Origin of the sequence: Enterobacter chuandaensis (assembly GCF_003594915.1) — a bacterium.
Taxonomy (GTDB): domain Bacteria; phylum Pseudomonadota; class Gammaproteobacteria; order Enterobacterales; family Enterobacteriaceae; genus Enterobacter; species Enterobacter chuandaensis.
In genome coordinates this window covers 1-23,602 of sequence record NZ_QZCS01000007.1, presented here as the reverse complement: position 1 = coordinate 23,602, position 23,602 = coordinate 1, and the positions used below count along the sequence as shown (strand labels likewise).

General features: G+C 59.0%; 13 protein-coding genes. 2 read left to right on the top strand and 11 right to left on the bottom strand.

Translation table 11 applies throughout. From position 1 onward, the window contains the following. Window positions 1–14 precede the first annotated feature (14 nt). Window positions 15–902 carry a LysR substrate-binding domain-containing protein gene (locus D5066_RS12800; RefSeq protein ID WP_119916165.1) on the top strand — a complete coding sequence of 296 codons (888 nt, stop codon included), beginning with the start codon at window positions 15–17 and terminating at the stop codon, window positions 900–902. Between the two features lie 20 nt (window positions 903–922). Continuing rightward, window positions 923–2,104, top strand: coding sequence for an aminotransferase-like domain-containing protein (locus tag D5066_RS12795; protein ID WP_119916164.1), 1,182 nt, complete (start codon window positions 923–925; stop codon window positions 2,102–2,104). Window positions 2,105–2,154: 50 nt separating this feature from the next. Here the strand turns inward: D5066_RS12795 and D5066_RS12790 are convergent, their stop codons facing one another. The 11 genes from D5066_RS12790 to D5066_RS12740 all read right to left on the bottom strand — a co-directional run bounded on the left by D5066_RS12790 (window position 2,155) and on the right by D5066_RS12740 (window position 23,584). Then, on the bottom strand, window positions 2,155–2,502 hold the full coding sequence (locus tag D5066_RS12790; protein ID WP_119916163.1) for a HigA family addiction module antitoxin: 348 nt from the start codon (window positions 2,500–2,502) through the stop codon (window positions 2,155–2,157). Window positions 2,503–2,512: 10 nt separating this feature from the next. Next, complete coding sequence (locus D5066_RS12785; RefSeq protein ID WP_119916162.1) at window positions 2,513–2,812, bottom strand: type II toxin-antitoxin system RelE/ParE family toxin; 300 nt, start codon at window positions 2,810–2,812, stop codon at window positions 2,513–2,515. Window positions 2,813–3,119: 307 nt separating this feature from the next. Continuing rightward, a complete protein-coding gene (locus tag D5066_RS12780) occupies window positions 3,120–4,289 on the bottom strand; it encodes a beta-barrel domain-containing protein (RefSeq protein WP_119916274.1) in 1,170 nt (389 codons plus the stop codon). Between the two features lie 10 nt (window positions 4,290–4,299). Then, window positions 4,300–6,495: a type I secretion system permease/ATPase gene (locus D5066_RS12775; RefSeq protein WP_119916161.1), complete on the bottom strand. Its 2,196-nt coding sequence runs from the start codon at window positions 6,493–6,495 to the stop codon at window positions 4,300–4,302. After that, complete coding sequence (locus D5066_RS12770; RefSeq protein WP_119916160.1) at window positions 6,492–7,895, bottom strand: TolC family outer membrane protein; 1,404 nt, start codon at window positions 7,893–7,895, stop codon at window positions 6,492–6,494. The genes D5066_RS12775 and D5066_RS12770 overlap by 4 nt, the downstream gene beginning before the upstream one ends. A gap of 80 nt (window positions 7,896–7,975) precedes the next feature. After that, complete coding sequence (locus D5066_RS12765) at window positions 7,976–18,073, bottom strand: BapA/Bap/LapF family large adhesin (protein ID WP_119916159.1); 10,098 nt, start codon at window positions 18,071–18,073, stop codon at window positions 7,976–7,978. A 968-nt stretch (window positions 18,074–19,041) separates the two neighbouring features. Next, window positions 19,042–19,398, bottom strand: a complete 357-nt coding sequence (locus D5066_RS12760) for a KPN_00521 family repetitive protein (protein WP_119916158.1) — start codon at window positions 19,396–19,398, stop codon at window positions 19,042–19,044. A 739-nt stretch (window positions 19,399–20,137) separates the two neighbouring features. Beyond that, window positions 20,138–22,471: a primase-helicase zinc-binding domain-containing protein gene (locus D5066_RS12755; RefSeq protein WP_119916157.1), complete on the bottom strand. Its 2,334-nt coding sequence runs from the start codon at window positions 22,469–22,471 to the stop codon at window positions 20,138–20,140. 14 nt (window positions 22,472–22,485) lie between these two features. Continuing rightward, window positions 22,486–22,806, bottom strand: a complete 321-nt coding sequence (locus D5066_RS12750; RefSeq protein ID WP_000743149.1) for a DUF5375 domain-containing protein — start codon at window positions 22,804–22,806, stop codon at window positions 22,486–22,488. After that, entirely contained in the window at window positions 22,803–23,030 is a 228-nt protein-coding gene (locus D5066_RS12745) for a hypothetical protein (protein WP_080195888.1), read from the bottom strand. Before D5066_RS12745 ends, D5066_RS12750 begins: the two co-directional genes overlap by 4 nt. Then, window positions 23,027–23,584: a host cell division inhibitor Icd-like protein gene (locus tag D5066_RS12740; RefSeq protein WP_119916156.1), complete on the bottom strand. Its 558-nt coding sequence runs from the start codon at window positions 23,582–23,584 to the stop codon at window positions 23,027–23,029. The genes D5066_RS12745 and D5066_RS12740 overlap by 4 nt, the downstream gene beginning before the upstream one ends. Window positions 23,585–23,602 lie beyond the last annotated feature (18 nt).

Genomic DNA, 23,602 nt, shown 5'->3' with positions numbered 1-23,602 from the left:
CAGAGGTTCGGAATATGGATAAGCTTCGCGGCATGGAGACGTTTATCGCGGTGGTAGAAAGCGGCAGCTTTACCGGCGCGGCAGCGCGGCTGGAGATGTCGGCGGTCATGGTGGGGAAATATATTGCGCTGCTGGAATCGCAGCTCGGTACGCGCCTGCTGGAGCGCAATACCCGTCGTCAGAGCCTGACCGACGCCGGACGCGTTTATTTCGAAGAGGCCAGGCGCGTGCTGGAGCAGGTCTCGATTGCCGAAAGCGCGGTTGAACGGCTGCGCGCGGCGCCCGCCGGCACCCTGCGCGTCACCGCCCCCACGTCGTTTGGCGGCTGCGCGATCGCTCCTCTGACGGCCAGCTTTTTGCAGCGCTACCCGGAAGTGCGTATCGAACTGGATCTCACTAACCGGATGGTGGATCTGGTGGAGGAGGGGGTCGATCTGGCCATTCGCATTGGCGATATCCGCAATGACGATCTGGTGGCGAAATATTTGTGCCCCTACAACATGGTGATCTGCGCCGCGCCGGATTATCTGGCGCGACACGGTACGCCGCAGACGCCTGCCGATCTGATGGATCATCTTTGTCTGTCGCACACGGTGTGGACCGCGCGCAACGAGTGGCGGCTGCCGGGCGTGGAAGGGGAGGTGCGCTGGAAGCGGGATGCGATCTTACGATGCAACGACGGCTACGGCTTACGCATGGCGGCGCGGGCCGGGGCAGGGTTATTGCTGCAACCGGAAGTGCTGGTAGCGGAAGAGCTGGCAAGCGGCAGGCTGGTACGTGTGCTGGAGCCGTTCACCCCCTCACCAAGGCCGGTGCATTTACTGTGGCGACAGGATTTACGTCCCCTCCCTAAGCTAACGGAATTTATTGCTCATCTTCTGCTAAGATTGGGCACAATATAAAAAAAGAAGGTAATCAAAGAATGTCTGCAAACAAACTCGCCAGCAGCGCGCAGGGCCTGCAATCATCTGCCATCCGTGAATTATTAAAACACAGCAAAATGGCAGGGGTGATTTCGCTGGGTGGCGGTATTCCCAATCCCGATCTGTTCGATCATGAAGGGCTGAAAATCGCCGCTGATGCCGTCTTATCGCAGCATTTTGGCGAGGCGTTCCAGTATGGCCTGACGGAAGGCGTGCCGGGGCTGCGCGAGGAAATTAAACGCATCTGCGAGGGGCGTGGCATCGCCTGTAAGGCCGATGATGTCGTCATTACTTCCGGCTCTCAACAATCTCTGGACGTGCTGGCGCGCGCGTTAATTAACCCGGGCGATACGGTTGTCGTTGAGCGTCCAACCTATCTCGCCGCGCTGCAGGTCTTTGGCCTGGCGCAGGCCAGCTTTGAATCCGTTGGCACCGACGGTGACGGCATGAAGGTCGATGAACTTGAGGCGTTGGTGGCAAGGAAAACCATCAAAGCGGTCTATATCGTTCCAACCTTTGGTAACCCTGGCGGCGTGACGCTTTCCGAAGCGCGTCGTAAAGAGCTGGTGGCATTATCGAAGCGCTATGATTTCGTGATTATCGAAGACGATCCGTACAGCGAAATTAACTACACCGACGACGTGTTCCGCCCGCTGATTGCCCATGCCAAAGATATCGGCAATGAAGATAACGTGGTGTACACCTCCACCTTCTCTAAAATCCTCGCGCCGGGTACCCGCGTGGGCTGGGTACTGGTGCCGGAATGGCTGAAGCGCGCGGTGGTGAACCTCAAGCAAACCACCGATCTGCACACCAGCACGCTGTCCCAGCTGATGACCTACGAGTACCTGAAAACCGGTCGTCTGGCGAACCAGATTAAAATGATCCGCGAGGCCTATCGCCAGAAATACCAGACGTTTGCAACGGAACTGGAAGCCGGGCTGGGCGATGTGATGTCGTTCCACAAGCCGAAGGGCGGCATGTTCCTCTGGGCGAAAATGAACAACGGCATGAATACGACGAAATGGCTGGAAAAAACCTTAAGCAACGGCGTGGTGTTTGTACCGGGCGAGTTCTTCTACTGCAACGAGCCGGACCACGCGACGCTGCGCATGTCGTTCGTCACGCCAACGGATGAAGAGCTGAAAGAAGCGGTTCGACGTTTGAAGACCTCCCTGTAATTACGAGTAAAACCCGGTGCGGTCAATATCGTACCGGGGAAAACGATCGCTCATGCCACATCCGGCCTGCCTGATTTCCTTTTTGCCATAATTTCCGCGACCGTCTTTATACGGCTCAACTCTTCCTGAGTCCGGGAATTGGTCTGTGCTTCCCAGATGTCGACGTTTAGCTGCAGGTTCAACCAGAATTCAATACTGGTATCAAACGCCTTGGCCAGTCTGATTGCCATATCGGCCGTCAGTTTACGATTATTATTAACGAGAGCGCTGATGGTGTTACGGTGCACGTTAAGCATTTCCGCGAGATCGCTAATTTTCAGATTGAGCGGCTCAAGGTATTCATACTGCAACACATCGCCCGGCGTGGTGGGTTTGCGTAGAGCCTGTTGAAGAGTCATAGGTAATGCCTCATTTGTATGGCGTGTACTTGTGCGGAGAGAGGTAGAGATCGTCTGCTTTGCCCTCTGACCACCTGAATACCAACCTGTATTGCCTGTTCACGCGAATCGAAGAGTACCCTGCAAGCGGGGGATTCAGCGATTCATACATATTGCCTGGCGGGGATCTCAGCTCCCGGTGCGAGGTAGCAGCGTTGATCATATCCAGCTTCCTCGCTAAGGCTGATTCAAGTCTTGAAGGGATCACATTGCTTGATTTCCCATACAGAAAAAAATCCTTAAGCCATTGATCACGAAAATGATTAATCATAGTGCTTATGAGCTCCAGTCCATGAAGCTATGTGGATAGTAATGCACTCTTGCACAGTGCGCAAGTGCGTTTTTATTGGCAGCTATGTTACCCGGATGCAGGCTGAAGGAAAGCGTAAGGCGCCATTAAAAGCGGTTTCTTCGAGGCGGATTCCAGAAAAGGCGTATTGTGGTGTGGGTGCGGCATGATGTCCTCTCCCACAGGGCTGAGGAATCTCCACACATTAATGCGAGCAGCGAACCATCCCCTCGCCCCTTTGGGGAGAGGGTTAGGGAGAGGGGGAAGATCGCCGCCACCCGGCGTTTGACTACCGCTCTCTCAGCGCCTCTTTCGCCCGGTTAAACGGCTTGATCAGATAATCCAGCACCGTTTTTTCTCCGGTCTTAATATCCACTGTGGCAATCATCCCTGGCACAATTGAGAAGTGCCTGCCCGCCTTATTCACCAGGTAATCCTGGCTGGTGCGGATAAACACGCGGTAATAGAACACTTCCGGCTTGGCTTCGTCCTGAATGGTGTCCGGGGAAATCGTCTCCACCACGCCGTGCAGCCCGCCGTAGATGGCGTAATCGTAGGCGGTGATTTTGACCAGCGCCTCCTGGTTCGGGTGGATAAAGGCGATATCGCGCGGCGAGAGGCGGGTTTCAATCAGCAGGTGATCGTCCACCGGCACAATCTCCATCAGCTCGCCGTTGGGCGGGATCACGCCGCCGATGGTGGTGACCTTGATGTTTTTCACGATCCCACGCACCGGGGATTTTACCGTCAGGCGGGTGACGGAATCCTCGCGGCCTTTGAGGATCGCCGAGACCATATCGACTTCGGCGTTGGCCTTGGATAACGCTTCGCGCGCCTGAACGTAGTACTGCGAGCGCACGTCGGTGAGCTTCAGCTCCAGGTCGCTTTTCTGCCGCTGCAGGCGCAGCACTTCCACGTGGCTGGCGGCGCCGGTTTTGACCAGCCGCTGGGTGATCGCCAGCTCTTTGTTCGCGAGGTCTAACGCCGAACGCAGTTCACGCTGCGTGTCCTCCAGCTGGGCGCGGCGCGAGTTGTAGAGCCGCGTTTCGGCGGCGGTCAGTTCGGTCCATTTCTCCAGCGAAGGCGGGAACTTCAGCGGAAGATCATTTACCTCGGCGTACAGACGCGCGCTGGAGGCCAGCGACGCGCGGTAGCGCGCCGCGCTTTCGCCGACGTTCGATTCAGAACGCGTTGGGTCAAGTCGCGCCAGCACCTGTCCGGCCTGCACCTGATCGCCCTCGTGAACGTTCAGCTCGGTGAGGATCCCCCCGTCGAGAGACTGTAATACCTGCTCGCGCGAGCTGGGGATCACTTTCCCCGAGCCGGTTGAGACCTCATCCAGCATCCCAAACCACGCCCAGACGCCCAGCGCCACAAACATCAGCAGCGAGAAGATGACGATCCGCCGCGCACCGGTGTAGCCGCTCTCGGAGTCGAGGGCGTTATCAAGATCGTCCATTGCCGCAACGTCACGCTGACTGATTTTCATTTTTCCACTCCCGTCCGGTTGCTGCCTGCTGCTGTTGTTGCATGCGGCTGTTGTTCAGCGCCTGCGCTTTTGGCGCGTCCATGACCAGCATCCCATCTTTGAGCACGACCACGCGCTCCACCAGCTCCAGCACCGGCACACGGTGGGTGGCGACAACCAGCGTGCGGTTGCCGAGCCACTCCCCGAGACGCTGGATAAACTCCCGCTCGGTGTGCTCGTCAAGGGAGGCGGTCGGTTCATCCATCAGCACGATATTCGGGTCGCGCAGCAGCATACGCGCCAGCAGGATGGACTGCCGCTGCCCGCCGGAGAGCCCCACGCCGTTTTCCATAATCGGGTAGTCCAGCCCCTTCGGCAGCTTCTGCACAAAGCTGGCCGCGCCGCACATCTCCAGTACTTCGAAAATCTCTTCGTCGGTGGCGCGCGGCATGCCGAGCGTGATGTTCTCGCGCAGGGTGCCGTAAAACAGCCGAGCGTTCTGGGTCATAAAGCCGACGTTTCGCCGCACGTCCGCCACGTCCAGATGCGGCAGGCTGAAGTTATCAAGCCGCAGCTCGCCGGCCGCCAGATCCATTCCGCCCGCCATCGCCTGCAGGAGAGTGGATTTGCCCGCGCCGTTACGCCCGAGGATCGCCACTTTCTCGCCCGGCCTGATCTCCAGGCGGTTAATGCGCAGCGCCATGCGCGGATCTTCCGGCTGATAGCGGAACTGCGCCTGCTCGAAAAGATAGTGTCCGCGCAGCACGTCCTGGCGGATCGGCGTCTCCTCACGCTGGTTCTCGGTCGGCAGCTGCATAATGCTGTCCAGCCCCTCTTTGGCGGCTTTCACCTGCTGCCAGCGGGCGAGCACGCCGCACAGCGTTGCCATCGGGGCGATCATCCGGGAGGCCAGCATTGAGGCGGCTACCACCGAGCCGGTGGTCAGGGTGCCGTCGATCACCATCGGCGCGCCGACCACGATCACGGCGGCGTAAACCAGGCTCTGGACGGTCATCCCCCAGCTGATCAGGTTCTGCGTCAGCTCGCGGGTGCGCAGGCCAGATTCCGCGGTGATCTGGATATAGCTGTTCCACTGCTGCAAAAAGCGGTTTTCCGCCTGCATCAGCTTGATGTCCTCCAGACCCTGCACGCTCTCTACCAGCACCGCGTTACGCAGGGTCGATTCATGGGCAGACTGCTTCGCCAGCTCCGCCAGCTTCTTTTGCAGCAGCAGACCGGGCAGGACCATGATTACCGCTGCTACCGGGGCGATCCACGCCAGCTGCGGAGCGATGATCGCCAGCACCACCACAAACAGGAAGAAGAAGGGCAGATCGACAATCGTCGAGATGGTAGAAGAGGTGACCATCTCGCGGATCTGCTCCAGCTCGCGCAGCTGGGAGATAAAGCTGCCGGTGGAGCGCGGAATGGCGCTGTGGCGCAGCCGTAACGCGTGGCCGAACACGCGATCCGAGACGCGCAGATCCGAGCGCTTGCCGAGCAGATCCATAATGTGACCGCGCGCGACGCGCAGCACAAAGCCAAACAGGGTGGCGATCAGCACCCCAATGGTCAGCACATAGAGCGTCGGGTAGGACTGGGCGGGGATCACCCGGTCATACACCTGCATGGAGAAGACAATCCCGGAGAGCGACAGAATGTTGATAAACAGCGCGGCGAGCATCACCCAGCTGTAGGGGCGCAGGTCGCGCATCACCAGCCGGTATAGCCAGTCCGGCCGGTATTTTGAGATGTAGGCGTCCACGCGGCTGTCTTTCAGGGCGGCCAGCGGACGCAGGGCGATCACATGGCGGATGGCGGGTAACAGCGCGCTCATCGACAGTCGGTTGGTGTACGTCTCGTTATCGAAAAAGGTGACCTCAAGCGTGTCCTCCCCATCAAAATTGTCGATCACGCCGATTTTTCCGTCGCTTAGCTCCACCACCACCGGCAGACGCCAGCTGTTGATCGACTGCTGATCGGCCGTCAGCAGCTGGAACGTCAGCCCGGCTTCACGGGCAAGCTGGGTCAGCGCGGGCACCATCGGTTTGCCTTTCAGCCACGGCGCGCCCGCGATGAGCGAGCCGGGCGAGCAGGCGACGCGGTAGCGCGTGGCAACGTAGCCAAAAGCCTGCGCCCACTGTTCCAGCGACGCGTCCGTCATGTTGTCACCCTGCGGGATGTTGCGTTGCTTCATGGCTGGATCTCCACGGTCTGGATGGTGCGGTTATCAAGATCGAACGCATGACGCAATTGCCCGGTGTTATACAGGCAGTTGAGCTGCAGCTGGTGCAGTTGTCCGAGGGTCTGCTGCTGGGTAAAGCGCGCCTGATAGACCTCCTGCTCGGCGTTGAGCACGTCCAGCAGCGGGCGCGAGCCGAGATCGAGATACTGCTGCTGGTAAAGTTCGCGGGTGCGGGCGCTCAGCGCCTCCTGGCGGCCCTGAATTTGCAGCGTGCTTTGCAGGCTCATCACCTGGCTGCGGGCCTCCAGCAGCTTCTGACGAACATCAAGGCGCGTGCGCTGAATGGTGGACTGCGCTGCTTCCACCGCGTGTCCGGCGGCGTTACGTCGTGCGGTGAGTCCGCCGCCCTGATAGAGCGGCATCTGCACTTTCACCCAGGCGGAATACTGGGTGCGGTCCCGCGTTTCGTTACCCGCGTAGCGATCGTTCAGGTAGTGACGGACTTCCGGCTCCAGCGAGACGGTTGGCGTCATCTGGGCATCGGCGTAGTCAAGGTTCGCCTGGGCGACGTTCGCCTGCGCCCAGGCGGCAAGAACCGCAGGCACCAGACGATCGTCCGGCTCGGCGATATCGCAGCTGCGGGCCAGCTTTTGCGGAAAATCATTGCTGATATCGTTCAGGCTGTTCCAGCCAAGGAAGCTCATCAGCGTGGCGCGGGCGCTGTCGAGGCTGGCCTGATACTGCATCAACTGGGCGCGCGCGCCTTCAATGCGCGCGTCGGTCTGTACTACGTCAGAGAGCGAGGTAGCCCCTTCGTCGTTACGCTGGCGGGTCAGCGTGCCTATTGAGGAGAGGGCATCGAGCTGCTCTTTGGCGGTGTCGACCATCTGCTGCCAGGTTTGTACCTGCACCATGGCGATAGCGGTATCGTGGGCGATGGTGTCGATGCTGACCAGTACGTTGGCCTGCTGCTGGGCGACCCCGGCATTTTCGGCCCGCACCTGGCTTGCCACTTTGCCGAAGTCGTAAAGCATCTGTGAAAGAGAGAGCACCAGCGACGGCGTAAAGCCATTCTGGTCGCCGTCGTGGGAATATCCGTTGTCCATGCCGGCGTTAATCTGCGGATAGTATTTCGATTTGGCGACGTCGACCTCTTCGTTCTGTTCGTAGAGTTTGCCCACGGCTTCAGCGATCGCCGGATGCCAGGTGACGGCGCGGTTGACGGCCTCGCCAAGCTGTAATGAACCGGGGGCAGCTTTGCCTGACACCGGGGCGACGCGGCCATTCAGTGAGGGAAGTTCCTGCGTTTCGCGGAGTTGTCCGGTATTAATCATCGCCGCAGGGTTTACCGCGATGGCGGGCACAGATATCAGGCAGCACGAGAGCCACCAGTAAGGCATCTTTATTCCCATGTCATGTCCCTAATAAAAAAGTACAGCTTTATTATTTATGCCCGGGCGCTGTGCGCCCGGGTTAGGTACTACAGGTGCTATCAGGTAATGATGTGTTGCTGGTTTACAAGCTCGTCGTAGGTGGTCTGCACGTTATCAAGCGTAACGAGTGCAGTATTAGTGTAGGTGCTCCCTGTACCGTCACGGTCGATGGAGATCACAGTGTTGCTACCGCTTTGTGTGACATGGATATAATTCCCCAACGAAGCGGTATTCCCGTCCCAGCCCACCAGCAGGTCGCCAATGTCGATCTTGTCTCCTTGCGCCAGCGAGAAGCCGTTCCAGTGATCGCCAGCGGTACTGCTGACGTTACCCGCCGTGGCGTTGCCCACCGTGCTGTTCAGCACCTGATAGATCAGCGTATCGCCGTAGGCCGTACCGCTAATCACATCGTTATGCTCCGAACTGATAAATTTCGGCGCCATGTTGATGGTTAGCGACGCGGTATCGGTGTTGCCGCTGGCATCGGTCAGGGTGTAGTTGAAGGTCTCCTTCGACGTCATGGTTGAGAGCGATACCCCGCTGTTGAGGGTATAGGTGTAATGCCCGTCCGCGGCAATTGCCAGGGTGCCGTAATGGCCCGTTATGTTGACGGTGGCGCTGCCGGTGTATGGATCCAGCGTGGTGGTGACGCCGTTGAAGTCGGTAATGCTGACGCGCGTATCCACCGAGTGCAGCTGATCCAGCACGCCGCCAGAGTCGGTACCGTCAAAGATATTGCCGTTGACGGTGTGGGTGCCCGTGGCGTCGAAATCACTCAGCGAGTAGGTGGTGCCGTTGACGCTTGGGGTGATGGTGATGTTCCCGACGCTCAGCCCCGGTACGCTGCCGGTGTAGCTCAGCGTATAGGTCCCGGCGTTCAAATCCAGCCCGGTCAGCGGGACGTCAATATTGCCGCCCAGCAGCGAGCCACCGCTAAAGGAGCCGGTACGAATCACGCCCGTGCTGTCGCTGATTGACCAGTTCACCGTCAGCCCGCCCAGCGCCAGCAGCGAGGCCACGTTGAAGTGCAGCGAGGCGTTATGCAGCGCGGTGTTCGGATCCACCACGAAGGTCCCGCTGCCGGAGCCCTGAGTTGATGAGAACAGCGCCGTTGTCCAGCTGGCACTGCCGACGGTGGTATCGGAGTAGACCGATGTGTGATGCACTGACGTCACATCCATCACGGCGCTGACATCGTTCACCGCATTCATCGCCTGCGCGGTTGGGGTGATGTTAAGCGATGCGGTGTCTTTCGTGCCGTCTGGCGCGGTAATGGTGTAGACGAAGGTATCCGGCGTGCTGATATGGTCCACGCCGACGCCGCTCCTCAGGATATAGGTATACTGGCCGGATGAATTAATGGTCAGCGTGCCGTATTCCCCCTGAATATCGGTTGTGCCACTGCTGTTGACCGTCACGCCGTTGACCTCGCTGACTACCGTACCCGCAGGAACCGGGTCATTCGCCAGCACGTCGCCCGTGGTCGTCTCGCTGATGCTCGCCACGCTGTAGACATGATCCTGCAGGACGCTCAGCGTGTAGGCGGTCAGGGCGGTGATCCCGGACGCGGTATTCAGCAGGAACAGGTACTCCCCGGCAGGCAGCTGCAGCGTCAGCTGCGGTGATGTGCCGCCCAGCAACGGGGCGCGGAGCCAGCCCGACTCGACGCGTACCTGCTCGAAGGTCTGGGTCGCGTTGTTGAACTTATAGACGTACAGATCAAACACCGACGCCAGCGCCACGCCGCCCACGGAGGCCTGGATGGTCATGGTGCGGGTGGTACCTTCCTCAACGTTGTAGATAATCGGGTTGGTCATATCGTCCAGCAGGTTAAGCCCCAGCGTGTTGCCGAGATTAATGCCCACCAGGGTGAAGCCGCCCTGAGACGAGGTACCGTTATTAATTTCACTCACGGTGGTGTCAAAGGTCAGCGAGGCCGTGTCGTCTACCGCCACAATACCGTTGACCGTACCGGCACCCAGCGACAGCACCAGGTTCGCCGACGCGCTGGCACCGTTATGGGTGATGGTGTAGGTGAAGCTCTCCGTCCGGCCAATGACTGCCGCGCTGGTGTCGGTCAGGTTGTAGGTGTAGCTGCCGTCGCGGTTAATGGTCAGCGTGCCGTACTGGCCCTGAATCACCGTGCCGTCAGCCGTGATGTTGGTGGTGGTGCCCTGCGCGTTGGTGACGGCCGTGACCGTCGCGCCTGCCGGGGCGTTATCGCTGCCCGCGGTTGGGTCGACGTCGGTGATCACGTTACCGTCCAGGCTGGTGTCACCCGTGACGGTGCCCGGTCCGGTCTCTTTCACCGCCACATCGAGGCTGGTGTAGGAGCCGGTCGCCAGCAGGTTGGTGTTATAGCTGAGCACGCGATAGTCGCCGTCCGCCAGCCCGGTCAGGTTCAGCGATACGCCGGTTGCGCCGAGGGTCAGCAGGTCAGCAAACTGCGGCTGGCCGGTATCCACCACGGTGGTCCAGGCGCCGTTGACGTAATGCTGAACCACCAGCTCAAGGGTGTTGAGCAGAGAGAGCACCGCGCCCGTGGCGTTGGCGTTCACCACGATATCGGCACTGCCGCCGCTGCCCACCGTGAAGTTGACCTGAGCGGTGTCATTCCCCAGCAGCGTCAGGACGTTACCCACGGCGCCGACCAGCAGGAAGCCGTAGTCGCTGTACTGGCTGTTGGTGACGGTGGCCGTGGTGCTGAGATCCAGCTCTTCAACGTTATTGCTGGCGGAGAGCGGCACCACCGGTGCGAGGGCCGAGCCGGGCTGCGAGGTATTGCCCGCCGCGTCGGTGGCGGTGATTTGCAGCGTCTGGCCTTCGGTTTGTTTGTTAATGAAGGTGTAGCTGTACGTGCCGTTGCTGCCCGCAGTGGTGGTCACCGTCGAGCCGTCCGCGAGACGGATGGTGACGGTGCTGCCTGCTTCGGCATTGCCGGTTAATACGCTACCGTCGGCGTTAAAGGTTCCGGTTGGGGCCGTTGGCGCGGTCAGATCGACGATAATCGTCGTCACGGCCGATGCCGGGCTGGTGTTGCCTGCGGCATCGGTGGCCGTGGCGGTGAAGTTATGGGTGCCTTGCGTCAGCGTGGTGGTTTCTGGCAGCGTCCAGTTGCCGCTGGCGTCGGCGGTGACGGTGCCCACCAGCGTGATGCCATCGTAGATCCGTACCGTTGCATTCGCTTCGGCGGTCCCGCTCAGCGCCGGACGCGTGTCGTTGGTCGGGTTGGTGCCGGTAATCGGGCCGATGACGCTGCCGACATCATCAACCACCGAGCTGATGACCGGCGCGGCCGGGGCAAGGGTATCAACGTTAATCGTATATCCGGCGGTTGGCGCGCTGGCGTTGCCTGCGGCATCGGTGGCGGTAAACGTCAACGTGTGCGGACCGTTGCTCAGTGCCGGAGATGGCGTATAGCTCCACGCCCCGCCGGTGGCGGTCACGCTGCCAATCTGCACGCCGTTATCGAAGATTTTCACCGTAGAACCCGCTTCCGCCGTACCGCTGAGGGTTGGCTGCGCGTCGTTGGTTATTCCTCCGTTCGCGACTGGCGTCGCCGCATTGCCCACGTCATCCAGAATGCTGGTGAGCACCGGCAGCGCAGGCGGCGCGGTGTCAATCGTCAGACTGAAGCTTGCGGACGATACGCTGGTGTTGCCTGCGGCATCGGTGGCCTGCGCGGTGAAGTTGTGCGCGCCCGACGTCAGCGTGGTGTTGAGCAGGATGTTCCAGCTGCCGCTGCCGTCAGCGGTGCCCGTCCCGACCAGCGTGGTGCCTTCATAGATGTTGACGGTGGCAAACGGTTCGCTGGTCCCGACCAGCCGCGGAACGGTGTCGTCGGTCGTCTGCCCGGACGTGATTGGCCCGGTAATGGTCCCCACATCATCAATCGCCTGGCTGATAACCGGCGCGGTGGGTGCCGTGGTATCGACAATCAGCGTGAAGTCTGGCGAGGCGGGGCTGATGTTCCCTGCTGCATCGGTGACCGTGGCGGTCCAGGTGTGGCTGCCGGCGGCCAGCGGCGCTGACGGCGTAAAGCTCCATGCGCCGGTACCGTCTGCCAGCACGGTGCCGACGGGCTGCCCGTTTTCATAGATCGTGACCGTGGCGTTGGCCGTCGCGGTGCCGTTCAGCGTTGGCGTGGTGTCGTCGGTGCTCTGCCCGGAAGTGAGCGGAGCCTGAACGCTGCCCGCGTTGTCTGCCGCAGTCGAAATGACCGGCGCAGACGGCACGCCCGTATCTACCGTCAGGTTAAACGGTGCTGTTGCGCTGCCCGCGTTGCCCGCCGCGTCGGTGGCGTTGAAGGTGATGACGTGTGGCCCTTCGTCAAGATCGGTACCCGGCGTGAAGGTCCAGCCGCCCTGGGCATTGACCACGGCGGTGCCAATTTCGTTGCCATCTACAATCACATGCACTGTTGAGCCCACGTCGCCCGTGCCGTTGAAGGTTGGGCGCGCGTCGTTGGTGATACTGCCCGACGTGAGCGTACCGGTAGTCGGTGCGACATCGTCAATGACGCTGGTCACCACCGGCACGCCAGGGGCTGCGGTATCGACGGTGAAGACGAAGACCGACGAGTTCGCCGAGGCGTTGCCCGCGGCATCCGTTGCGTACGCGCGCAGGGAGTAGCCGCCGTCGTCCAGCGGCGTGGTCGGCGTAAAGGACCAGCTCCCGCTTCCGTCGACGATCGCCGTACCGATCTGCGTGCCGTTATTCATGATGTGAATGGTGCTGCCCGCCAGCCCGGTGCCGCTAATCGTTGGGGTGTTGTCGTTGGTCGTCTGCCCGCTGGTGAGGTTGCCCGTGACGCCGCCAGGGACGTTGTCGTTCACCGTATCCAGCGTTGGAACCGTTGGTGCCGTGAGGTCAACCACCACGCTCCACGGGGCTGAGACTTCGCTGACGTTGCCCTGCGGGTCGGTCGCCCGGACGGTGAAGCTGTGCGAGCCTTCGACGAGTGCCGTATCAGGAGTAAACGTCCACGCGCCGGTGCTATCAGCCGTTACTACGGCAATCTGGGTGCCGCCGTCGAAAATGGTCACCACGCTGTTTGCGTCCGCGGTCCCTGTAAGCGTTGGCGTGGCGTCGTTCGTTTCGCTGCCACTGACTATCGGGGTGGCTGCATTGCCCACATTATCCGTTACGCTGGTGATGACCGGCGTGGTGGAAACAGAATCCACCACGAGGGTGAAGTCCGCCGAAGGACCGCTCTGATTTCCCGCCGGATCGGTCTCGCGGATGGTCAGAACGTTATTGCCTTCTGGCAGGGCGGGCGTGGTGTAGCTCCAGGTGCCGGTATTACCGACCACCACGCTGTCCAGCAGCACGCCGTTGTTGTAGATGGAGATGGTGTCACCCACCGCGCCGGTGCCGGTGAGGGTCGGCTGGTTGTCGTTAGTGGTCTGGCCGCTGGTCAGCGGACCGGTGACAGGACCCACGTCGTCAATGACCGAGCCAATGGTTGGCGTGTCCGGCGCGGTAAGATCGACGGTCACGCTGGCCGCCGGAGAGCGGCCGCTGGTGGCACCGTTGAGGGTTGCGGTTACCTCGAAGGTGTGCAGCCCCTCGCCAAGCGCGTCTGGCGTATAGCTCCAGTTGCCGCTGCCGTCGGCGGTCACCGTTGTCAATGGCGTCGTGCTACCGTCCTGATAGATAGTAATTACGCTGCCCGCTTCGGCCGTACCGGTAAGCGTTGGCGTGGTGTCGTTGGTGGTTTTGCCTTTCACATCGCCGGTGACCGGGGCGACGTCATCGTTGATAGCTGTGATGACGGGCACGTCAGGAAGATTCGGAAGCGTGCCGGTGACATTGTAAGTCGCATCAGGGCTGGTACGTCCGGACGCATCTGTTGCGGTCACGGTCAGGGTCGCGCCATCCAGCGGGGCCGGGCTGACCGCGATGGAGAAGCTGCCGCCGGTCGCAACCCCGGTACCAATGACGTTACCGCCGCTATCCTTAACGGTGATGAGTGCTCCAGCCTCGGCGGTTCCGGTCAGCGGTGTACCTTCTTGAGCAAGACTAAGATTGCCCGGGGCGGCTGGGTCCAGGGTATCCACCGTCACGCTTAGCGGTGCTGAACTTCCTGACGTGTTACCCGCCGGATCGCTGGAAGAGACGGTGAACGTATGCGGACCATCCGGCAGCGTTGTACCGGCGGTCCAGCTCCAGCTGCCGTCCGGCTGTATCGTCACCGGCACGCCCGACGGGTTACCGTCGACGGAGACGATAACGGTGGTGCCGGGTTCGCTGGTCCCGGTAAGGGTCGGCGTGCCGTCGCGGGTGTAAAGCACGTTGTTGGTGAGCTGGCTGTCTGAAACGGTATTAATCTGGGGTATTTCAGGCGCAACAGTATCAAGCGTCACGGAAACGACCGGGCTCAGCGCGCTGACGTTACCCGCGGCATCGACTCCTGCAACGGTGATATTCAGCAGGCCGTCCGGTTGTTGTGGCAGGACAAAGCTCCATTCTCCGTTAACGACATCGACACGTCCTACCTCGACGCCGTTGTTGTAAACGATGACCGTCTCACCGTTAACGCCGGTACCGCCGACGGTTGGCGTTGCATCGGTGATTGTGCCACCATTCGGCTGGCCCCCGACGGCGTCAAATACGGGAACATCCGGTGCTACGGTATCCACGGTAATCGTAATCGCTGGCGACGGGTCAGAGACGTTGCCCGCTTCGTCGGTGGCGGTGGCGGTATAAACGTGGCTGCCCTCGCCGATATTACTGTCAGGACGCCAGCTCCAGTTGCCGCTGCTGTCTACCGTCACGGTGCCCACTATGGTCGGTGTGCCGTTAACGGTATCAGTGATGTTAATAACGTCATTCGCCGTGCCGGTACCGCTCAGGACCGGACGCGGGTCGTTGGTGGTTCCGCCATCAGGGACAGGGCCGGTTATCTGGCTGACGCTGTCGGTAATCACCGGTGCTGCTGGTGCGACGGGTGCATCGGTATCAATGGTGATAGTGACCGGCTGTGATGGGGCGCTTTCGTTGCCCGTGCCGTCCATGTTGGTCACGGTCAGGGTAATGTCATAGGTGCCGTTAGGCAGCGGGGTAGTGGGCGTCCAGGTCCAGTTGCCGGTGCCGTCCACGAGTACATCATCAAGTTTGACGCCGCCGTTGTAGATCGTCACGGTATCGCCCGGATTGCCGGTACCGCTCAGGGTCGGCGTGGTGTCGCGGGTGGTTTCTCCCGGGTTCAGCGGCGTTGCTGTGCCGTCAGGGTTGACGGTGATTGCCGGAATATCCGGCGTGGCAGGCGCGACGGTATCCACCGTCAGTTCGAACGGCGTTGAGATGGTGGTATTGCCCGCGGCATCCGTGGCATGCACCGTCAGCGTATGCGGGCCGTCGGTGAGCGGAATAATGGGGGTAAAGCTCCAGCCGCCGCTGCCGTCGAGGGTAGCGGTGCCAAGCAGGGTGGTACCGTCATAGACGGTAATCACCGCATCAGCCGGCGCGGTGCCCTGCAGCAGCGGCTGGGTGTCGTCGGTGGTGTCGCCGCTGGTGAGCGGCCCGTTAACGCCGCCGACATCATCGGTCACGGTGGCGATGGTCGCTGCCGCTGGCGGCGTGTTATCGATGGTCAGGGTGAAGCCGCCTGACGGCTGGCTGGTATTACCTGCCCCATCGGTGGTGACGGCGGTAAAGGTATAGGTGCCGTTAACAAGCGGTGTGGTTGGGGTATAGGTCCACGTGCCGCTGCTGTCGATCACAATCGTTGTGAGATCGACGCCGTCCTGGCGGATGATGACGGTTGAGCCCGGCTCCGCGGTGCCGCTGAGCGTTGGCGTGGTGTCGTTGGTGCTGTCGCCAGAGTTGAGCGCGCCGAGGCGCTCTGGCACGTCATCCACCACCTGGGTAATGACCGGCGCTACCGGGGCCACGCTGTCAATGGTGATGCCCCAGCTGTTCGAGACGTCGCTGGTGTTGCCTGCCGCGTCAGTTGCGACGGCGGTCAGGGTATGTGGACCCTCGGCGATCGGGGTGTCTGGGGTAAAGATCCATACGCCGAGGCCATTGGCGACGGTGGTACCAATATCAACGCCGTCCACGCGGATGGTGACCGTGGCGTTGGCCGCGGCGGTACCGCTGAGCGTCGGGGTTGAATCGTTGGTGGTCTCATTGATGTCGAGCGACCCGGTGCGTCCGGGCACGTCGTCAATGACCTGCGTAATCACCGGTGCGGCTGGCGCAGTACCGTCAACGATAATTGTCCACGCGTTTGACTGGCCGCTCGGGTTACCGGCTGCATCCGTCGCCGTTGCCGTCAGCACGTAGGTGCCATCAACCAGCGGTGAGGGCGGCGTAAAGCTCCACAGACCGGAGGAGGGGACCTCCACCGTGCCGATAACGTCGCTGCCGTTGGAGATCGTGATGGTCGAGCCGGGTTCGCCCGTGCCGTTCAGGGTCGGTGCCCGGTCGTTGGTCAGCCCATTCTGGCCCACGGGACCGACCGTCGCCTGAACATCATCAATCACCGACACGATAACCGGGTTTTGTGGTGGGGTAATATCCGGCGCCGCTGCGGAGGTTGCGGGCCCCGTATTGCCCGCAGCGTCGGTGGCGTCTGCGGTCAGAATTTCACCGTTGAGCTTAGGCGGGGTCAGCGTCAGGCTAAAGTTACCTTCGCTGTCAGCCACTGGAGTACCAAGGATAGCGTCGCCTTCACGGATGGTTACCGTGCTGCCAGGCTCGGCGGTGCCGGTGATAGTGCCGCCATCATTCGAAACGACGAGGTCGCCGGGGGCCAGCGGCGGCGTGGTATCCACGGTGAAGATGATAGGTTCTGATGCCGTACTCTGGTTTCCGGCAGCATCGGTTTCAACGACGGTTATCGTGTGCGTCCCGTCCGGGAGTGGGCCGTCTGGCGTGACGCTCCAGGTGCCGTTCGGCAGCACCGTTGTGGTTCCAACCGCGACGCCGTTATCGTAAATAGTGATTGTGCCACCGGGCTCGCCCGTTCCCGCCAGGATCGGCTGTGACGCATCGGTAGGGGTGCCTGCGGTAATGGTCCCTCTGATAACGCCCGTGTCGTCGGTCAGCACAATCGCGGTCGGCGTTGTCGGCGGGGTAAGATCCACGGTGAGGGTAAATACCGGAGAGGCCGGTCCGATGTTGCCGGCGGCGTCAGTTGCCTGCATGGTAATCTGGTGGGTGCTTTCACTCAGGTCAACTGACGGGGTAAATGTCCAGGTGCCGTTGCTGGCGACAACCGCCGTGCCAATTGCGACTCCGCCGTCATAGATGGTTACTGTGGAGCCCGCCTCCGCGGTGCCGCTGAGCTGCGGGCGTGGATCGTTGGTGCTGCCGCCGTTTGTGACCGACCCCGTTTGAGGATCAACATCGTCCGTCACGCTACCGATCGTCGGGGCATCGGGCGCGGTGAGATCCGGCGCAGTAATCGTGGTACCCTGGCTGGTATTCCCGGCCGCATCCGTCGCGGTAGCGGTTACCTGTTCGCCGTTGGTCAGTGGAGTGCCGAGAGACACGGTAAAGTTGCCGTCACTGCCGGTTTTCCCCGTGCCGATGACGTTACCGTTCGCGTCTTTCAGGGTGATGGTACTGCCGGGCTCGGCGGTACCGGTGACGCTTTTACCGTCTCCCGAGAACTGAAGGCTGGTTGGCGCATTTGGTGGTGTCGTATCCGGGTTGGATGGATCGACTGGCGTGTTGGGGTTAGGGTTAGGATTGTTGTTATTCCCATCATCGTCATCCCCACCGCCGCCGCCACCGGAGCTTGCCGCCGCCGCGATGCCGCCAGCCGCGACAATGCCGCCCAGCGCCCACGGCCAGATGGCTGCGCCACCGGCATCACTACCGGAGGCTGCAAGCAGCACATCCGTAGAGGCGATAGATTCGTAGGTGGCGGCCCCGGCAGGATCTTCAATCCACCATAGCGCGCCGTCACTTTCCTGCAATACCAGCTGGCTAACGCCCTGCGCGTCCGTGACGTAGAAATTCTTAAGGGTGATCACTTCCCCTGAGTGCAGTGTCACCACCAGATCGTTACCACTTCGTGCGAAGTGGGAGACATCAGCACGCTCTACATGAAGCTCAACGATAGAGGAATGGCTCAGCGTAACCTGCGTGCCTTCCGTAGTCGTTTCCACGCCAGTGAGTTTTGAAATAACAGAGATTTGGCTCATTTAGGTATTACTCCAGCAGAGTTATCGTGAACGACGAGCAAGACGAGCCATCTCTGGAGAAGGTAAAGGGCGCCCCCGGCGGAGTGACTGTTCATTACACAGTACTCACCGTCTTTTTTAGAGCGAACGATGCCCGCCAGAATTCAGAGTGGCAACATCAGAGCGAATCTAATTACTTATGAGACAGAATGTTTTTTATGCGTATTTTGTGCCTTATAAAACCCTGTAATTAATAGAGGATTTGGTTTTGAGGATATAAAAATGATATAGCCAGAAAACTCTGAATGTGCAAATTAAGCTTCCGTAAATAAAGGAGTAAACAGTGAAGGGGACATTAATTTATTGATGTGGATTATAAATTTATTTTCATATCCTGTTGTTTTTGAAGTTCTTTTTATTTCCTGGTTACATTTTTTGTTTGTGGTTTATGCGTTCTGTAATAATTGGTATGGCAATTATTTGACGCAATTAAACGCATCATTGTTTAATGTTGCTAAATGTGTGTTTAAGTTAGGGTAACATTTTTGATGTAAGATATATTATATTAAAGGGGATTTAAAATATATTCTTATGCTCAGTCAAAACTCTGCTACCGCGAGCGGGGAATAATAAAGTTCGAGCAGGCATATAATAACCTGCTTTATTTTCAATACGGTTCATGCATTCGCCTGATGCAGGGGATGAAAAAAATGATCTGCAGGATGAATAAAACAGGGGCACCGGACGTTTACTGACGTCATTCCTTCTTAACGGGGAGTCCTGTATGAATATCCTCTCTCTACACCGCCCTACAGCGATGAAGCCATCATGAAATGAATCGACTGCGAAATGTACCGCGCCGACGCGCAGCAATTTGAAGAACAATTGAGAAATGACGAAGACCTTTCCGGCCGCACCACCTCTGGGATCTTTTCGGCTTTAATGCTGGGGGTAATAAAAAAGGCCGCGTATGCGGCCTTTAAAAGGGATTACTCAGTGACTTTCTTTTCCAGCTCGCTGGCACCTTCTTTGGTTTTGTTCCAGCCTTTCTCAGCGCCTTCTTTGGTGGCATCCCACCCTTTCTCGGTGCCTTCTTTGGTTTTATGCCAGGCCTTCTGGGAATCTTCGCTGACCTTGCTGCCAAAGGTTTCGCTCTTACCTTCCGCAGCATGCTGCTGTTTCAGCTTCAGCTCTTCACCTTTGTTCTGCTCTTCGTGCAGTTTTTGCTTCGCTTCGTTGGCGTTTGCGTTCGCCGCAGCGACGGTATCGTCAGTTGCATGTGTGGTCGCAGCAAATACTGGGGAAGCCAGCAGAACGGCAGATAATGCGATAATTGTTTTTTTCATAATATCCTCATTTAACGTTATCGGTTATGAGCGTGATTCAGCATGGCACAGGCGAAGCGGGATGGCTTTAGGAAAAAACTGTAATGAGATCAACGTGCCGTGGTGAGGGGATATTTCGTATAAGGATTATCCAAAGGATAAATAGCCTATCTCAGCGAGGGCGGCGAGGGTCAGGAGAATAAAGATAATGACGACGATAGGTCTGTGCATGTTGCGGTTCCTTCCGGGGTGAGGCGGCTAATCCTTAGCGCTGGGTGGTGTGAGTAATTTTGCACAGGAGTAGGGGGAGGGTGTTGATGTTTGTCAAAGGGATGGGGAAACGGTAGGAATGAAACACAAAAAAGCCCGCAGGGCTTGCGCCGTGCGGGCTTTCAGGACTTCATCAGTCGACTCTGGTGATCGCCGATGGAGAATTTTGGCTGGCGGAGTCTGAATAGTTCCCGTAACTATCTGTTATAAAGTAACTTTAACCAATTCAACTTTCATTTGTATACCTAAGCGTATACCAATGGTGATTTGTTGCAGCGCTTCCTGTGGTTAAGTAAACCTGTTTTTGAATAGATCACATCAAGAAAAAAAACTTTTTTTTAGAAAAACTGTTCACACTGTTCACTAATGGTTTTTATTTATAATATTCATTAAGTTATGCGGTGAATGGTTGGTGAACAGTGAACACTTTACTGTTCACTTTTGCCATTTTGCAGGTAAAAAAAGACCGGCGATTGCCGGTCAGGGTAGGTTATTTCGCTATGGGTTCATCACATTTCGGCAGCCAGTCGGCGTTGCTTTCCTCTCTTAGCGCGAGATTGGTTTGTATGCCCTGATTTTTTCGGCGCTTCTCATAACTCAGCCCGTACTCTTTCAACATGGCTGGCAATCCCTTACCGAACATGGTGAGGCTGAGTGTATTCCTGTAGCCGTGGGCTTCCATATACGCCAGATAGGCATGATACAGATACAGGCGCGGCTGACGCGGAATGATGTTGGCATTGCCAATATACATCCCCTCAGGCTCCGGCAGGGCTTCCAGATAGCCGCAAAAATCAAATGTCGGGTCGGCATCGCGCTTGATGCTGAGAGCCTCGTCGGAGTTCTGCTGTGACTGGAGCAGTGCGCGCGCGGTGATCGGGTCGCTGAACTTCTGCATTAACTGGCGTACAATCACGGCCAGCTCACGGGCGATTTTGTTTTTAAGCTGCGGGTCGCGTTCCTCCAGGGCAATCTGCTCCGGGAAATGAATAATCACCCGGCGACGGGAGACGCCGCCGCTGCGGTCGGTGAAGCGCATCGGGTTATTGTTCACGGCCAGAATCACCGCCGGAATATGCGTTGAGTACGGATTCTGGTATTTCGGGTCAACCGAGACCGCATCGCCGCCGGTGATGGCCTTAAGCCCTGCACCGTCACCGCTCCATTTTTCCTGGTCAGGCAGACGTATCAGCGAGAAGCCAATCAGGGAGGCACGCTTGCGCGGGTCTTCCAGTGTGTCGATATCGGCTGACGTGGCGTTATCTTCCCCGGCGAGCAGGGTCGCGATTTCGGCGAGAATACTTTTGCCGCTCCCGCCGGGACCGGTGACTTCGAGAAAGAGCTGCCAGTCGTAACGGTTCGCCAGCACCATAAACAACGCAGCCAGAATCACGTCGCGTTTTTGTGGATTTTTACCGGCCGCACGGTCGAGCCAGCGCCAGAAGTTCGGCGCGTGAGTCTCCAGCGTTTCTCCGTCCACCGGCGGGGTGAAATCCACGTCGCACAACGTACGCAGCCAGTGCGATTTGTGGTGCGGGCTGAATACGCCACTTTGGGTATCGAGTACCCCGTTGCGAAAGCCAATCAGACGGCGCGCCGGTGTATCCTGCTGCGGAATAATCAGTTTCAGGGTCTCCACCACCGAGGCAATTTTCCCTGACGAGAACGGGGCGCGTAAGCGCTGGAATAAATCAGCCACATTCCGTGAAAAAGTGGCGGCAGGGATATTTTTCCAGATGCCGTTTTCATAGCGGGACAGGAGCTGGCCGTTCGCATCCACAGCCAGCGCTTCGCCGTAATGCTCATGCACCCGCAAGGCCTTGTCGCTGGCGCTCATGGCGGTAAATTCCGCCTCGCTCATGGTATCAAACGGACTTTGCGCCGGTGGCCGGATAGCGTCATAAATCGCTTTCCGCGTGGCTTCCTCGCCGTACTGCATAAACGCATCATTCCAGTCACCGAACACCGGCGGCAGGGCAACAATGCCCTCACAGGCATCTGCGGCCGCAGCGGCTTTACTCTGGCCGTCGCCGTTAAGGTCACGGTCGGCAGCGAGCACAATCTGACAGGCCGGATATTTCTGACGGGCAAGGCTCGCCAGAGAAAGGAGGTTCACGGAGGACAGCGCCACCATGACGGTTTCCCCGGTCAGATGATGCACGGTGAGCGCGGTCGCATAGCCCTCCGCTATCCACAGACGTTTTCCTGCCTGTTTCTGCCCCTCGATGATATGGCATGTACCTTTTACCGCTCCGCCTTTCAGGGTGCGTTTGAGACCGTCAGAATTAATAAGCTGAAGGTTAATCAGTGCGCCGGTATCGTCATACAGCGGGACAACCACATCCCCGGCGCGGAACGTCACGCCGCCGGTTTTATGCATGACGGTGAGCGTCAGACATTCCAGAGCGGGGAAACCCTTGCGGGTGAGGTAGGCGTTGCCGGTGGCCGCAAGGGTTTTCTCCATGAGCCTGACGGCCAGCGCGGCCGCCGCTTTGCGGTCAGCCACCGTTTCAGCCTCTGCGGCCACAATCACCTCCGGGGCAACCGGCGGCAGGTTGCCGGTGACAGCATTCACCTTTTGGGCGGCCTCTGATGCGGTTACGCCGAACACTTTCTCTACCAGCTTAAGCCCGTCACCCGCGCCGCACTGGTTACAGAACCACGTCCCGCGCCCCTCTTTGTCGTCAAAGCGGAAACGGTCAGAGCCGCCGCACACCGGACAGGACTGATGGCGGTTTTTAATCACCTTCACACCCAGTGCCGAGAGAATGTTCGGCCAGTGGCCGCACGCCTGTTTTACGGTTTCCGTTACATTCATTTTCATTGTTATTTTCTCCCTCAGTGCAGTACCGGTGCGGTGATATGACGGGCGCAGAGTTCATCCATTACGGCGAGCCCAAGAAAGGACAGCGACGGCGCGGCTTTGAGTGGTCCGGCTTCCATTAAATCCTCGAGCAGGGCACAGGCAATCTGGCGGCCTTTTTCCTCGCCGTGCTGGCGCAGGTAGAAGCCCTCCAGCTCGGCGGCAATGGCGCTTTCCAGTGTGTCGAGGGTGAGGTGCGGGTAGCGGTGCTGACGTTCGCACAGGGTCAGCCAGGCACAGGCCACGGCGCGACGATACAGCGCGGCGCGTAATACGGGTGGTAATGGCTTTTTCATACGTTACCCTCCCCGGCCAGCCACTGCTGATTGCAGCGTTCGACAACGCCATCGAGCTGGGCGGTCATGAGGTAAATCACGGAGGTGAGCTGTAAGTGCTGCGCCGGGTCACGACGAACGGTGGCGCAGTCCTGTACCTGCATCAGGTCGCCGACGAGCTGGCCGACATTGCGCATATGCTCCAGACATTCGAGGTCACGGGCGGTAATGGTGGTGTGTCTCATGCGCGCACCTCCGCAACCGGAAGACGGCCAGCAAACGAGAGGACGTAATCGCGAACGAGGGAAAGACGTGCGGCGTGTTCATCACCGGCAACGGTGCGAAGCATACAGATACGGGGTTTACGGTCTGCGCGACGAACAGCGGCAAACACAAAGACAAACTGCGGGTGTGACTGGGTGAGGGTAGTAGCCATGATGGCAGCCTCCTTGAAGTAGTTTGAAAAACTACCACCGGAAACGCCAATTTCACTGGTGGCAGCCCGAACGGGGTTGGCGTAACCGGCCTTCAAGGAAACCGGCCAGCCCGAAGGCTGCCCCGCCCGGACTACCATTATCAGAAAAGGACTCTGGTGCACGAATAAACACCACAGCCCTGAAAATGGGTGTGCCTGAGCAACGACATAAAAAAACACGCATGGCGCGTGTCGTGTCGCCTTGAAGTTATTCGGAACGCCAATTCCGGCTGCCGATTTTGCGACAGCGGGAAAACTATACCTGGAAATGGTGAAAAGAAGCAAGCCAGAAAAAGGGGCTGTTTGCTGAATGGTCATCATCATGCGTCATAGCCCCGGTTG